Annotated in this window: 12 protein-coding genes; 10 read left to right on the forward strand and 2 right to left on the reverse strand. The window is 48.0% G+C overall.

The genetic code is table 11. The features are described 5' to 3' along the window. Positions 1 to 7 precede the first annotated feature (7 nt). From tatA to BLQ32_RS03735, 3 genes are all read left to right on the forward strand, one after another. Entirely contained in the window at positions 8 to 226 is a 219-nt protein-coding gene (gene tatA, locus BLQ32_RS03725; protein WP_036802885.1) for a twin-arginine translocase TatA/TatE family subunit, read from the forward strand. A 103-nt stretch (positions 227 to 329) separates the two neighbouring features. Continuing rightward, on the forward strand, positions 330 to 1,994 hold the full coding sequence (locus BLQ32_RS03730) for a formate--tetrahydrofolate ligase (RefSeq protein WP_074509174.1): 1,665 nt from the start codon (positions 330 to 332) through the stop codon (positions 1,992 to 1,994). Between the two features lie 176 nt (positions 1,995 to 2,170). Next, on the forward strand, positions 2,171 to 2,392 hold the full coding sequence (locus tag BLQ32_RS03735; protein ID WP_074509175.1) for a hypothetical protein: 222 nt from the start codon (positions 2,171 to 2,173) through the stop codon (positions 2,390 to 2,392). Between the two features lie 16 nt (positions 2,393 to 2,408). Here the strand turns inward: BLQ32_RS03735 and BLQ32_RS03740 are convergent, their stop codons facing one another. After that, complete coding sequence (locus BLQ32_RS03740; protein WP_074509176.1) at positions 2,409 to 3,437, reverse strand: threonine aldolase family protein; 1,029 nt, start codon at positions 3,435 to 3,437, stop codon at positions 2,409 to 2,411. 191 nt (positions 3,438 to 3,628) lie between these two features. Between BLQ32_RS03740 and BLQ32_RS03745 the strand changes: the two genes are divergently transcribed. From BLQ32_RS03745 to BLQ32_RS03755, 3 genes are all read left to right on the forward strand, one after another. Next, on the forward strand, positions 3,629 to 4,924 hold the full coding sequence (locus BLQ32_RS03745; protein WP_074509177.1) for a DUF4139 domain-containing protein: 1,296 nt from the start codon (positions 3,629 to 3,631) through the stop codon (positions 4,922 to 4,924). A 142-nt stretch (positions 4,925 to 5,066) separates the two neighbouring features. Next, complete coding sequence (locus BLQ32_RS03750) at positions 5,067 to 5,573, forward strand: RrF2 family transcriptional regulator (RefSeq protein WP_074509178.1); 507 nt, start codon at positions 5,067 to 5,069, stop codon at positions 5,571 to 5,573. A 2-nt stretch (positions 5,574 to 5,575) separates the two neighbouring features. Then, positions 5,576 to 8,404, forward strand: coding sequence for a YhgE/Pip domain-containing protein (locus tag BLQ32_RS03755; RefSeq protein ID WP_244890318.1), 2,829 nt, complete (start codon positions 5,576 to 5,578; stop codon positions 8,402 to 8,404). A 229-nt stretch (positions 8,405 to 8,633) separates the two neighbouring features. Here BLQ32_RS03755 and BLQ32_RS03760 read toward each other — a convergent pair whose 3' ends face one another. Next, positions 8,634 to 9,095, reverse strand: a complete 462-nt coding sequence (locus tag BLQ32_RS03760) for a GNAT family N-acetyltransferase (RefSeq protein ID WP_074509180.1) — start codon at positions 9,093 to 9,095, stop codon at positions 8,634 to 8,636. 231 nt (positions 9,096 to 9,326) lie between these two features. Between BLQ32_RS03760 and BLQ32_RS03765 the strand changes: the two genes are divergently transcribed. The 4 genes from BLQ32_RS03765 to BLQ32_RS03780 all read left to right on the forward strand — a co-directional run bounded on the left by BLQ32_RS03765 (position 9,327) and on the right by BLQ32_RS03780 (position 12,467). Next, positions 9,327 to 9,824 (forward strand): TspO/MBR family protein, encoded by a 498-nt coding sequence (locus BLQ32_RS03765; protein WP_074509181.1) that lies wholly within the window; start codon positions 9,327 to 9,329, stop codon positions 9,822 to 9,824. A 148-nt stretch (positions 9,825 to 9,972) separates the two neighbouring features. Continuing rightward, entirely contained in the window at positions 9,973 to 10,587 is a 615-nt protein-coding gene (locus BLQ32_RS03770) for a PH domain-containing protein (RefSeq protein ID WP_036810778.1), read from the forward strand. Between the two features lie 167 nt (positions 10,588 to 10,754). Next, a complete protein-coding gene (locus BLQ32_RS03775) occupies positions 10,755 to 11,303 on the forward strand; it encodes an NADPH-dependent FMN reductase (protein WP_175557067.1) in 549 nt (182 codons plus the stop codon). Positions 11,304 to 11,489: 186 nt separating this feature from the next. Further along, positions 11,490 to 12,467: a proline dehydrogenase family protein gene (locus BLQ32_RS03780; RefSeq protein ID WP_074509182.1), complete on the forward strand. Its 978-nt coding sequence runs from the start codon at positions 11,490 to 11,492 to the stop codon at positions 12,465 to 12,467. Positions 12,468 to 12,474 lie beyond the last annotated feature (7 nt).

A 12,474-nucleotide genomic window follows, 5' to 3' on the forward strand; every position in this document is an offset into this window, starting at 1 on the left:
GAACCTTATGCCAAATATCGGCGTACCAGGATTAATCTTAATCCTTATCATTGCTTTGGTTATTTTTGGACCGGCTAAATTGCCGCAATTGGGGCGTGCAGCAGGACAAACCTTGAGAGAGTTCAAAAACTCCACAAAAGGCATCATGGATGATGTAACCGAAGAGTTTAAAGTGGACGAAGAGCCTAACAAAGAAAAGCAACTAGAATTGACAAAAAAACAATAATGTTTCCAATGAACCGTTTCTTGCTGATGCAAGGGACGGTTATTTTTTTGTTTTTTGCGCTTGCAGGTTATAATAAAAGAAAAATTTGAAAGTTGGGGAATGAATGGCATTTACGGATTTATCGATAGCTATGGATGCAAAAATGTTGCCGATACAAGAAATCGCTGAGCGCGCGGGAATTCCGGGCGAAGCACTTGAACAATACGGAAATTATAAAGCAAAAATTAATGTCGATTTATTGCCGCCTGCAGAGAACCTAGGGAAAGTGGTGCTGGTCACTGCCATCAGCCCGACGCCGGCCGGGGAAGGGAAATCAACCGTGACAGTTGGACTGGCGGATGCATTAAAACAGCTGGAAGAATCCGTTGTGGTCGCATTGCGCGAACCATCCTTGGGGCCGGTGATGGGCGTAAAAGGCGGAGCGACGGGCGGAGGATTTGCGCAAGTGCTGCCAATGGAAGACATCAACTTACACTTTACAGGGGATATCCATGCCATTACGTCGGCAAACAATGCCCTGGCTGCCTTTATTGATAACCACTTGCACCAAGGCAATGCGCTGAACATTGATCCCCGCCGCATCACCTGGAAACGTGCGCTCGATATCAACGACCGGGCACTCCGTGAAGTGACGATCGGCCTCGGCGGCCCTGCGCAAGGCGTTCCCCGGCAGGACGGATTTGATATAACGGTCGCTTCTGAAATCATGGCCGTCTTGTGCCTGGCGACCTCATTAGAAGATTTAAAAGAGCGTTTGTCCCTGATGGTCGTTGGCTACACATACCAGAAAGAACCGGTGATGGTGAGGGACTTGGGCGTTGAAGGTGCGCTCGCGCTGCTATTGAAGGATGCTTTTAAACCGAATTTGGTGCAGACCATTGAAGGGACGCCGGCGATTATCCACGGCGGTCCGTTCGCCAATATTGCCCACGGGTGCAACTCGCTTATAGCCACCCAGACAGCCAGAAGATTGGCTGACGTTGTCGTGACGGAAGCCGGCTTTGGGGCGGACCTGGGCGCTGAGAAATTCATGCACATCAAATCTCGCAAAGGCGGCTTCCATCCGGATGCAGTGGTCGTTGTGGCAACCGTACGAGCATTGAAAATGCACGGAGGCATAGTGAAAATGGAATTGGCGGAAGCAAACCATGAAGCGGTAAGACGCGGCATGGTCAATTTAGCGAAGCATGTAGACACCGTTCGCCAGTTTGGCATCGAGCCGGTCGTTGCTTTGAACCGCTTTGTTACGGATACTGACGCTGAACTTGCTGAAATTTTCAGTTGGGCCGAGGCCGAAGGTGTCCAGGTCGCGTTGACGAATGTCTGGGAACAAGGCGGAAAAGGCGGTTTGGAATTGGCCAAGCTGGTCCTGCAGGAACTGGAGCGGCCGAAAGACTTTGTACGCCTCTACGACGAAACCGATTCCGTAGAAGAAAAACTTCGGACAATCGTACAGAAAGTTTACGGCGGTGCGGATATCCAATTGACCGATGCCGCTCAAAAGCAATTGGCGGAATTGAAGAAGTTCGGCTGGGATGAGTTGCCGATTTGCATGGCGAAAACCCAGTATTCCTTATCGGATCAGCCGAAATTGCTTGGACGGCCGGAAGGCTTTACAATCACTGTCCGCGAAATTATGCCGAAACTTGGAGCAGGATTCCTGGTTTGCCTGACCGGCGACATCATGACAATGCCCGGCTTGCCAAAGCAGCCGGCTGCCTTGAAGATGGACGTTGGAGCAGACGGCAAAGCGATAGGATTATTTTAAAAGAGAAGAGCCCAAAAGCTATGGAGCTTTTGGGCCTTTTTTTGGGCCGCGCAGGCCGAGAAGCTCGTATATCTTAGAAGTTGCTCGTATTTGGTGGAAAGTCGCTCATAAAACCGGTGAAGCCGCTCGTATCCGCCTCAGAGTCGCTCATAAACTAATAAAAAGGAGTCGGATAAATGAAACACCAAATTTCCATCATTGATTACGTAGAACAGGGAAGCTCGCTTTACATTGAACTGGAAGTACGGGATGCGGAAACCGGCAGCCAGTTCCGGGAAGAAGTCAGGTTTTTGGATGACTTGCTTTACGGAGAATTGGTGCACCCTAAAAAGTCTCCGCTGTCGGAAAGCTGCCGAATAGCGGTCATTGCGTATTTAAAAAACCACTTCAATCGCTGAAGTGGTTTTCTTGTGTTTAGGAATAGGCTTTTTCGACGTGGGAAAGAAATTCTTTAATGTCTTCTTCGGTGGTGTCAAACGAAGTCACCAGCCGGATCTCATTAATGGCTGCATTCCATAAGGCAAAGGCATAAGTTTTCTGGAGCTGGCCGATTTGCTCTTTAGGCAGGGAAATGAAAACGGCGTTTGATTCAACCGGCTGGGTGAGCGCGGCATCCGGAAATTTCTGCAGGCCGGCTGCCAGCAACTGTGCCATCCGGTTAGCGTGGCTTGCGTTTTTATGCCATAAATCGTCCGTCAGCAAACGTTCAAACTGTGCGGCAATGAAACGCATTTTCGACCCCAATTGCATGCCTTGTTTGCGGATGTATGTTAGTTCGGACGCCAGTTCTTTATTGAAGCACACCACGGCTTCGCCAAGCATCAATCCGTTTTTGGTGCCGCCAAACGCCAGCATATCGATGCCGGCATCCACGGTCATTTCCCTAAAGCTGCAGCCGAGGTGGGCTGCTGCATTGCTGAGGCGGGCGCCGTCCATGTGTACATATAAGCCATTGGCATGGGCAAAAGAAGTGATTTCCTTGATTTCTTCGATGGTATAAACGGTTCCAAGTTCGGTGCATTGTGAAATGGAAACAGCCTTTGGCTGGCTGCGCTGCTGGTTGCCGATATGGTGCAATTGCTCGGCAATCCCGTCGACTGTCAGCTTGCCGTCAGCAGACGGAACCGTCAGCAGTTTTCCGCCGATAAAGCCTTCGGCAGCCCCGCCTTCATCGGCATGGATGTGGGCGCCATTCGTGCAGATGATGGCCTGATGGGAGCGCACCATCGCTTTCAAGCCGGTGACATTGGCGCCGGTGCCGTTAAACACAAGGGCCACTTCGCAGTCTTCGCTGAAATGTTCCTTGAATTTGCGGATGGTGTCCGCTGTATAAGAGTCGGCGCCGTAAGCCGGGGCATGGCCGCTGTTGGCTTCTGCTATGGCTTCGAGAATGGCTGGGTGGATTCCTGAATTGTTGTCGCTTGCAAACATTTTATGGGTCATGGCGTTCGCCTCCTGTTTTTAGTGTAAAGCAGTTTTTCGAATTTCGGTAGCGTTTGTAGGAAGGGCAATAGCCGACGTTAACAACCGAAAGGCATATAACTCAAATTATCAGAAAAAATATTTAATTTATGGCATTAGATGTTAAACTAGCGGTAAGTAGGGAAAAACTGCTGTTTAAAGGATGTGTCGAGATGGAATTTCAATCCACTAAAAACGATAGGCAATCTCTGGGGCTGACACTGTATATGGATGGCTTTGCAGCTGTAAAAGAAGTACGGAGGCTTATGTCGGACTCTGCGGTAGAGGAAGTGCATTTTTTGGATGTGGCAGAACGGATTGAACCCGGTTCCATTGTTATCCACGGGTCAGCCGCAGCGGAACAAAGTTTTGATCCGGGCCTTTTAGCCAGCGGAAGGCTGCTCGAATCGTATATCGGGGATGTGGTGACTGTCCGCAACTTCGAAATGGGAGAAGAAACTCAAATGCGCTTATTGAGTGTGTCTCCCAACCTGATCGGCGAACGCATCGAGACCAAGGAGATCTTGTTAAATCCTTCCGGTGAATTGATTTTGCCGCCATTGCCGGAAGGCGCAAAGATGAAGCCGTCTGTCACTTGGAAGACTGCGCCCGGGCCGTTAAATGAGGAGGTGCATGTCTCATATTTAACAGGGGGACTCGGTTGGGAAGCAATTTATATAGTGGAAATCGAGGGAGAAGTGCTTAGTCTGGCGGGGTGGATTAGTGCCAATAACCAGACGGGCATCAATTTTCACGATGTCCGATTGAAATTGGTTGCAGGCCAGATAAATCGGCAAGGACCAAATCAGTTATATGAAGAAGCCGGTATGATGCTCACAAAAAATATGCCCATACGTGAGCCTTTTGAAGAGCGCAGTTTTGGCGATGCCCATGTGTATGCACTCGAACCTAACGTGGTTTTATTGAACGGGCAATCCAAGCAAATCCGTTTTTTGTCGGTCGAAGGAATTGCTTTCAAAAAAGCCTATAAAGTGGAAAAGGGAAGCAAGCATGCAAGAGCTTGCCTGCTGCTGGCTAACACAAAAAAGAATGGATTGGGAATTCCTTTGCCTACAGGCATGGTAAAAGTTTATGAAGCCGATCAGGATGGAGAGATGGAGTTTACAGGAGAAGATGCAATCGGCCACACTCCGGTTGAAGGAAAATTGTCTTTAACGATTGGAGAAGCTTTCGATGTCATTTCGGAGAGCCGGGAAACAACGCGTGAAAAACGCGATGGATTCGAATATGTAACGCATCGCTATGAATTGCGGAACGGAAAACAAGAAAATATCCGGATCGACATCAGCCACGCCATCTACGAACCGCTTTGGAAAATGGAATCTTCAACCCACGACTACGAAGTCAAAAACACGAGCGAAGTGGAATTCAGTGTTCGGGTAGCTGCAGGAAAATCAGCTGTGGTGGAGTTTACGTACAAAGTGGATAAACAAGCAAACCTCACATAAAAATGCGGAGAAAACAGCTCCGTATTTTTTTATGGCGAAAATCCGAGACCTTTCTTGTAATCTTAAAGAAATCGTGTTAAATTGTTTGTGGATATAATTTATCTATAATGGATAAAAAAAGTATATAATTGGAGTGGTAAAAATGAAATTAACGAAGGGTGTAGAACAGGCCATCTGCATTATTGTTTTGCTTGCGACCCAAGAAAGCAGCGCGCCGCTCGCATCAGACGAAATTAGCAGGCGGTTGGATGTGTCGCCATCTTATATGAAAAAAATCACCAGAAAGCTGGTAGTGCAAGGAATCGCTATGTCCGTACCGGGAACAAACGGCGGCGTGTCACTCGCGAAACCCGTAGAAAAAATTACAATGCTCGATTTAATAGAAGCAATGGAAGGGCCGATTGAGATGTATCCGGACAGCGGCTTGATCAATCGTGCTTTTCAAGACGGCCAATATGCCGAGCGCGGCCAGAATATTTTGCGCAAAGTTTTCGCTCAGGGCGACAACTTGCTCGTCGAGTATTTTTCGAAAGTGACGGCTGCCGATTTGCTGAAAGAAGGATTTGGCGTGGAAAACTTGCCGACGCTCAACTGGAACCGGGAAACTTTAAGCGATGTATTGAATAAAGAACAGGATGATAAAAAGTGAAGATGTTTAAACAGGAATGGAAGCAGCTGTTTTCTAAGCCGCTGCTGATCGGAACGATGCTTGTCATGATGTTTATTCCTATTATTTATGGCGGATTTTTTCTGGGATCGTCATGGGATCCATACGGCAAAACCGACCGGCTGCCGGTAGCTGTAGTCAATCAAGACAAAGCGGCAGAATTTGAAGGGCAAACTTTATCCGTCGGGAAAGAACTGGTCGATAATTTAAAGGGAAATGAAGACTTGGAGTGGCATTTTACAGATGCCAAAGAAGCGGAGCGGGGAATGGAAGCAGGCAAGTACTTTATGACGTTGACCATTCCGGAAGATTTTTCGTTTAATGCAACCACTGCTATGGGGATGCAGCCGAAGCCGATGAACCTCCAATATGAAACGAATCCGGGCCGCGGCTTTTTTATTGAAGCAGTCAGCAAACAGGCCACTGCGGATATCCGGGAACAGATTTCAGAAAGTGTCACGAAAGAATATGTGCAGGCGGTATTCAGCCAAATCCAAACGATTGGCGAAGGCATGAACGAAGCGTCAGAAGGTGCAGGCCAGCTCTACGCTGGAGCGGGTGACCTTCAAACAGGAAACAATCGGCTTTCAGCTGGGCTAAGTGAACTGGCAAGCGGAACTTTGACGTTTCGTGATGGTGCGGATAAGCTCGAAGTGGGCGTCGGCCAATTCGCCGAAGGGGTCAACCAGTTAAGCGCTGGAGCCGGACAGCTTCGGGAAGGGGTTTTTGCTTACACTTCCGGAGTGGGCAGTTTGCAGTCAGGCATAGCGGGACTGGTTGACGGCAGTATCCAATTGTCGGAAAATGGAACAGCGCTCGTTCAGGGGTCTGAAGAACTTGCCAATGGCATCGGAGCGCTCGTCCCTGGAGCGGCGCAATTGAACGCCGGTTTATACGATGCCCAAAGCGGCAGCGGAAAACTGGATCAAGGCTTACACGAACTGCAAGCGAAAACGAGCCAGCTGGCCGGAGAAAATTCAAGCGTGCAGCAATTGGCCGACGGACAGAAAGGGCTCGATACAGGCCTGAAGGAATTGCAGGCAGGCAGTGCCTCGTTGGAGCAGGGGCTTGCATCTTTGCAAGGCAGTTTGCCGGACAATGGACAAATTGAAGCGCTGCAAGCAGGGCTTGCCGGTATCCAGGAAAATGCAGCTAAGCTGAATGCGGCTGCATCTGGCGGCAGTTCTGGCGGGAGCGTTTCAGAACTGCAGGGCAATCTGGCTGAAGCCCAGCAAATCCTGGAAGAACTGAAGAATGCGCCTTCAGCAAGCGCAGTGGAAGCTGTGCAAAATACAGAGGCTTACAACAGCTTGACGCCTGAACTCCAGGCGGAACTGGCTGCGGCGGTTCAGCAAAGCGCGGATACACAGGCTGCGAACCAGCAGGCAAATCTCGAAGCACTAAGCGCTAAGTTGTCAGCAGCAACAGCGGGCTTGAACGAGAAAATCCTGCCAGCTTACCAATCGCTTGGCAGCTTGCCTGAGTTAACGGCAGGCTTAAACAGCGCTGTTGCCCAGGTCAATCCTGGAGCGAGCAAGGCACTTGGCGGCTACGCGGCTATCCGCGAGGCGTTAAGCGCAAAACTGATTCCAGGGGCGGGTTCTCTGAATGACGGCCTTGCAGAAGCTTCTGCAGCGAGCGGCCAATTGACTGAAGGGACGAGCCAAATGGCCGCCACGCTTCCACAGCTTGCTGGAGCAGTGGATAGCCTGGCACAAGGCAGCACGGCTTTGAATGAAGGCGTTTCGTCCCTTGCTTCCGGGTCCAATGAGCTTGTAGACGGAGCCAATGCCCTGCAATCCGGTTCTGCTTCACTCACTCAGGGAGCTGCGGCTTATACAAACGGAGTAGCGGAGCTAGCAGAAGGGGCAGGCCGTTTGAAAGAGGGGTCGGACGAACTGGCTGCGAATTCTGCACAGCTTGAATCCGGTGCAGACGAACTGGCAAACGGCACCGTTGCTTTAAAAGACGGCGTACCGGCATTAGCCGAAGGCGCGAAAGGCCTTTCCGGTGGAGCCGGCAGCTTGAACGAAGGAGCCGGGGCACTTGAGGAAGGTGCAGGCGAACTCGGTGCTGGAATCGGAAAACTGAAAGCGGGCTCTAATGAGCTGGCCGGAAGTTTGGAAGAAGGCGCAGAAGAAATAAACGGCACTCAATTGACGGATGACAATTATGAAATGATAGCGGCGCCGGCTTCTGCTACAGAAAGCCAGCTCAGCAAAGTGCCGAACTATGGCCATGCACTGGCTCCTTACATCTTATCGCTTGGGCTTTATGTCGGGGCGTTGTCGTTTAATCTGGTATTTCCGCTCAATCAACCAGCGGGACGCCCGACATCAGGCGCTGCCTGGTGGTTCAGCAAGTTTTCGCTCGGCTTTATCCAAGCGACAGCTTCTGCACTAATTGTCGACGCCATCATGCTGTTCGGGTTTAACTTGCAAGTTGAACATATCGCGGAATTTGTTGCCATTTCCATTGCCACATCGCTCGCCTATATGTTCCTGATCATGTTCTTGAGCATAACGCTCGGGAACCCGGGCCGTTTCTTGGCGATGATCATACTGGTGCTGCAGCTGGGCGCAAGCGGCGGCATGTTCCCGGTCGAACTGACCAACTCCTTTTTCCAAAAAGTGCATGATTTCGTGCCGATGAGCTACGCGCTTCTCGGGTTCCGGGAAGCCATGTCATCAGCTTATGGAACGGAGACCTTCATGACCAGCATGGAGGTATTGGGAGGATTTATGGTGTTATGTAATATCTTGCTTTGGCTGGTGCTCAGCCGCCGAAGCCGCAAAATCTTGAAAACAGCCTGAGCCAATTAACCGGAAAGGAGTTGTCCCAAAAGCAATTTGGGACAACTCCTTTCCGACGAAGCTAGCGTAGCGATGCAACGGTTTTTCATGTCTCGAAGCTAGCGCAGCGATGCAGAGACAGGAGCAATAGTATTCCCTTAGGCTTTATTAGAAGCAGGGGCTGTCCCATAAGTCTATTGTTCGACTTATGGGACAGCCCCTTTTTTTATTGCTTAAATGAAACCGCCATTTAGCTGAGGGGGAAAACCAGCACTTCTTCTTCGCCGTGGAAATCGCCGGTTAACTTAAAACCGAAATTGAGATAGAGGCTGCGGGCGCGCTGGTTCTCCGGGTAGACCATCAAGCGCATTTCCCGGGCCTGCGGCGAATGAGCGGCAATCCAGCGGATCATTTCAGCTAAAGCGGCCTTGCCGTATCCTTTTCCCTGATGTTGTTCATCAATGAAAAAGCCGTTGATCCAGTACATATCAACCGTTTGTTTCTCAAAAGCGTGCATGATGAAACCGACCATCGTTTCCCCCTCGTAAATGGCAAATGGCAAGTATTCTACCAGGTCACCGTCCGGCTTAATATACGGCTTCGCTAAAGAGACTGCTGCAGACGGCACAAACCGGTTCTGTTCAGTGCTGACCTTTAAGTTTAGGCAGTCTTCCCAATTGTCTCTTGTGACTGGAATTAATTCTATTTTCATCTCTTTTCCACACCTTTCACTGTATCTTGCTTAATCGGTATTTTATCATCCCGCCAAATTGAAAGCTTTAGTAGTTGTTGTAAAAATAATTGATTGTAAAACTTTCAGCTTTTGTAATCTAAACCGTTAAGCAGTCAAAAGAACAGGGAAGCGACCTCTTTGAATGTTTATTTTTCCGGAAACAGGAAAGAGGAAAGAAAAGAACACACGACTAAAATAGGAGGAGAAAACATGGAGATTGCAAAAGGAAATGGAAAACTGGATGGCAAAAAACTGGCCGTGGACATTCTTGTGCCGGTTGTCGGCGGATCGATTATCGGAGCTCTTGCCAACAAGAATACCCAGGAAAAGTACAAAAAGCTGAAAAAGCCGTCTTTCTCGCCGCCGCCTTGGCTTTTCCCGACAGTCTGGACCACTTTGTATACGACCATGGGAATTGCCAAATACCGGGCAGATGCAAAAGCGGAATTGAAAAACCAGAAAACCCGGACGGATGTGCCTTATGACATCCAGCTCGGCTTGAATTTCCTTTGGTCGTTCCTGTTTTTCAAATGGGGATTGCGGGGGACGGCCCTTGTTGAAATGGCGTTGCTGCTGGGGGCCGTAACGTGGACCACTTATGAATTCTACAAACAGGACAAATTGGCAGGATCCCTGATGATGCCGTATATCGGGTGGGTCGGTTTTGCGCTCGGCCTTAACTATTCGGTATGGAAGCTCAATAAATAACAAGCTGATAGGCAGGAATCCCGGAATTATTTTCTGTGGTTCCCGCCTTTTTTAAATATTTTCAGTTATTGGTGTAGATGGCCAATTTTTTTGATAAACTGTTAGATAAATAGAATCTATTATTTTCCAATAGGAGGAATTTATACATATGTTCAAGAAAATGGCTTCAGACGCACTAGGATTATCGGATGTCGGAAAAATTATTGATCCGCAGGATTATGACAAGACCGATGCAGACGATTACGTCATGCACGAAGACCAAGAAAAAATATTCTTCTTGATCAAGACGAAAGCGGATGAGTATTGCTTCACCAACCTGGCGCTAATCCATGTAGACGGTGACAGTGCAATGTCGTCGAAGCGCACATTGAAACGCTATCCGTATTCCCAGCACTCGATTTCAGACGTAGTGATGGAGACAGCAGGAAAAATCGATTTGGACATCGAAATCGGATTTAAGTTAGGCCAAATTCCGTTTAAAATCGATGTGCAGAAAAACCAGATTGAGCGCTTGAAGGATCTTTACAAATCGTTGTTGCGCATTGCTGAAATGACGCATGAAAATGAAATCATCATTTCAATGGCGAACCAAAGCTTGGATAAAGCGGTAACGGTTCTGCAAAACTCCCGGCCGAATGATGTGGCCTTGGACGTCCAGTACTCGAAATTGACCGATTTTGGCTTTACATGGATGACTTCTGTACGCAACCAGTACCATGTGAAAGATTTCGGGGATGTCTTTGAAAAATACATCAACAACTAAACTTCTGTAAGGTCTTTCTTCTCTAAATTATTAGGGAGGAAAGGCCCTTTTTTATGTTCTTGAAGCATTTTCTGCCCAGAATGAAATCGCGCCATGTTAAGCTGAAGCTGAAGAGTAATTTAATTAAAAGGAATTTTTTGATAACTGGATTGGGAGGAGAGAATAACATGGCGATTAAAGTGGCAGCAATTATCGGAAGTGTGAGAGAAGGCTCCATGAATTTGAGGCTGGTGGAGTTTATGAAGGAGCGCTATGCAGACCGTCTGGATATTGAAGCGGTAACCATCAACAACATTCCGCTGTTCAACCCGGACATTGAAGAAAATGTGCCGCAGGAAGTGGTCGAGTTCAGAAACAAAGTGAAGAGCGCGGATGCGGTTCTTTTTGCGGTTCCGGAATACAATTACTCGATTCCCGGTTCCTTAAAGAACGCAATCGACTGGCTTTCGCGCGGCGGCTTTGTGCTCCGTGAAAAACCGGCGTTTATCGTAGGGTCTTCGATGGGTGTGCTGGGCAGTGTGCGTGCCCAAATCCACTTGCGGGAAGTGTTGTCGAATCCATCGTTGTCTCCGATGCTGCTGCCGGGGAATGAAGTTTATATCGGATCGGTCCACGAGAAACTGAATGAAAACAACGAAATTACCGATTCCGGAACGCTTGGCTTTTTGGATCAGGTCGTCGATAATTTCGTTACGTTTTACAATAAAATGGCTTAATTGCAAAGCTGTGCTTTTGAAGCTTTTTGTCGCTTCAAAGGCACTTCTTTTTTTATTGAATTTTGTTGGTGCAGGTTTTGAAAAAAAGGATTACAATAAGACTTGCTTGTATTGAAAGAGTGAGTCCCATTCTGTTGTCTATTCGTATAAGCGACTTTTAAGGGAATTGTATCAGGAGGGAAAATCATGTTAAAAGATGTGTTTATCGGCTTGTCACAAAATCAATTTTTAACGAGCGCAGCGAAAAAGTACGGCTTGAAATTAGGAGCCCAAACCGTTGTGGCTGGAACAAATATCGAACAAACAATCGACAGCATCCGCGAACTGAATGCACAGGGTATCAGCTGTACGGTAGATAACCTTGGGGAATTCGTTTTCGAAAAAGAGGAAGCGTTAAAAGCGAAAGACAGCATTCTGGAAGTAATCGAAAGCATCCATGCAAACGGAGTAGATGCGCATATTTCCTTGAAGCCTACTCAGATCGGCCTAGATATCGATTATGATTTTTGCTATGAAAACTTAAGAGAGATCGTTGCTGCTGCAAGCAAATACGATATGCATATTAATATTGATATGGAAGATTACGGACACGTACAGCCTTCCTATGATTTGATTGAAACGCTGTTGAAAGAATACGACAACATCGGAACAGTGATACAGGCGTATTTCTTCCGGGCAGAAGACGACATCAAAAAGCACAAAGACTTGCGCCTTCGCATTGTCAAAGGGGCTTATAAAGAGCCTGCTGAGTATGCTTACCAAACACGGGAAGAAATTGATGCGAACTTCATTCAGTTGATTGAATATCACTTGCTGCATGGGAAATTCACATCAATCGCTACGCACGATCACAATATCATCAATCACGTTATTGAGTTTGTAAAAGAAAACAACATTCCGCGTGAAAAATTCGAATTCCAGATGCTTTATGGTTTCCGTAAAGACATGCAGCTGAATTTGGCGCGCCAAGGCTATAATTTCTGCACATACGTGCCGTTTGGCGATGACTGGTACGGCTATTTCATGCGCCGCCTTGCTGAACGCCCGCAAAACTTGAACCTTGTTGTCAAACAAGTATTCAACAAGCGTACGAATACGGCAATCGGTTTGGCTGCCGGAGCTTTCCTGCTTGGCCGTCTAACATCAAAAGGGAAAAATAAATAAAACAAAA

It is taken from the genome of Planococcus glaciei, assembly GCF_900099655.1.
Classification (GTDB): domain Bacteria; phylum Bacillota; class Bacilli; order Bacillales_A; family Planococcaceae; genus Planococcus; species Planococcus glaciei.

Bases quoted from the DNA above. Each gene is read 5' to 3' on its own strand.
- BLQ32_RS03735 (WP_074509175.1), top strand. From the start codon at position 2,171: ATGAAACACCAAATTTCCATCATTGATTACGTAGAACAGGGAAGCTCG.
- BLQ32_RS03745 (WP_074509177.1), top strand. From the start codon at position 3,629: ATGGAATTTCAATCCACTAAAAACGATAGGCAATCTCTGGGGCTGACA.
- BLQ32_RS03770 (WP_036810778.1), top strand. From the start codon at position 9,973: ATGTTCAAGAAAATGGCTTCAGACGCACTAGGATTATCGGATGTCGGA.
- BLQ32_RS03760 (WP_074509180.1), bottom strand. From the start codon at position 9,095: ATGAAAATAGAATTAATTCCAGTCACAAGAGACAATTGGGAAGACTGC.
- BLQ32_RS03740 (WP_074509176.1), bottom strand. From the start codon at position 3,437: ATGACCCATAAAATGTTTGCAAGCGACAACAATTCAGGAATCCACCCA.
- BLQ32_RS03755 (WP_244890318.1), top strand. From the start codon at position 5,576: ATGTTTAAACAGGAATGGAAGCAGCTGTTTTCTAAGCCGCTGCTGATC.
- BLQ32_RS03750 (WP_074509178.1), top strand. From the start codon at position 5,067: ATGAAATTAACGAAGGGTGTAGAACAGGCCATCTGCATTATTGTTTTG.
- tatA (WP_036802885.1), top strand. From the start codon at position 8: ATGCCAAATATCGGCGTACCAGGATTAATCTTAATCCTTATCATTGCT.
- BLQ32_RS03765 (WP_074509181.1), top strand. From the start codon at position 9,327: ATGGAGATTGCAAAAGGAAATGGAAAACTGGATGGCAAAAAACTGGCC.
- BLQ32_RS03730 (WP_074509174.1), top strand. From the start codon at position 330: ATGGCATTTACGGATTTATCGATAGCTATGGATGCAAAAATGTTGCCG.
- BLQ32_RS03780 (WP_074509182.1), top strand. From the start codon at position 11,490: ATGTTAAAAGATGTGTTTATCGGCTTGTCACAAAATCAATTTTTAACG.
- BLQ32_RS03775 (WP_175557067.1), top strand. From the start codon at position 10,755: ATGGCGATTAAAGTGGCAGCAATTATCGGAAGTGTGAGAGAAGGCTCC.